The sequence below is a fragment of the Nocardia sp. TBRC8007 genome (genome assembly GCF_056629435.1).
In genome coordinates this window covers 1-889 of sequence record NZ_JBWSOR010000112.1, presented here as the reverse complement: position 1 = coordinate 889, position 889 = coordinate 1, and the positions used below count along the sequence as shown (strand labels likewise).

At 63.3% G+C, this 889-nt stretch carries 1 protein-coding gene; it reads left to right on the top strand.

Annotation, left to right across the window (positions count from 1 at the left end):
* Window positions 1–889, top strand: an 889-nt coding sequence (locus ACX4ZE_RS22845; protein ID WP_480275522.1) for an AMP-binding protein, incomplete at both ends; no start/stop codon positions are given.

Sequence of the window (889 nt, the reverse complement as noted above, 5' to 3'; positions counted from 1 at the left end):
TGTCGATGTGGGAGTTCTGGTCGGGGGTGGTGTGTGGTGGTCGGTTGGTGATCGCGTCGCCGGAGGGGCATCGGGATCCGGGGTATTTGTGTGAGTTGATGGCGCGGGAGTGGGTGACCACGTTGCATGTGGTGCCGTCGGTGTTGGATGCGTTGTTGGTGGCGGGGTTGCCGGAGTCGGTGTGGCGGGTGTTGGCGATTGGTGAGGCGTTGCCTGGTGCGACGGCGCAGCGGTTGTTGCGGGAGTATCCGCGGACGGAGTTGTTCAATGTGTATGGGCCGACGGAGGCGGCGGTGTCGGTGACCAGTCATCGGGTGTCGGTGGCGGATGTGGTGTCGGTGCCGATCGGGGTGCCGGAGTGGAATAGTCGGGTGTTTGTGTTGGATTCGCGGTTGCGTCCGGTGCCGGTGGGGGTGTCGGGTGAGTTGTATTTGGCGGGGGTGCAGTTGGCGCGGGGGTATGTGGGTCGTGTGGATTTGACGGCGGAGCGGTTTGTGGCTGATCCGTTTGGTGTGGGTGGGCGGTTGTATCGGACGGGTGATGTGGTGGCGTGGACGGTTGCGGGGGGGTTGGAGTATCGGGGTCGTGCTGATTTCCAGGTGAAGATTCGGGGTTTCCGGATCGAGTTGGGGGAGATCGAGGCGGCGTTGGTGGGGTTGGCGCAGGTCGCGCAGGCGGTGGTGGTGGCGAAGTCTGATCCGCGGGTGGGGGATCGGTTGGTGGCGTATGTGGTTGCTGCTGATCGGGGTGTTGGGGTGGATGTCGAGGTGGTTCGTGTGGAGTTGGCGCGGTGTGTGCCGTCGTATATGGTGCCGTCGGCGTTTGTGGTGTTGGATGCGTTGCCGTTGAATGTGAATGGCAAGTTGGATCGTAAGGCGTTGCCGGAGCC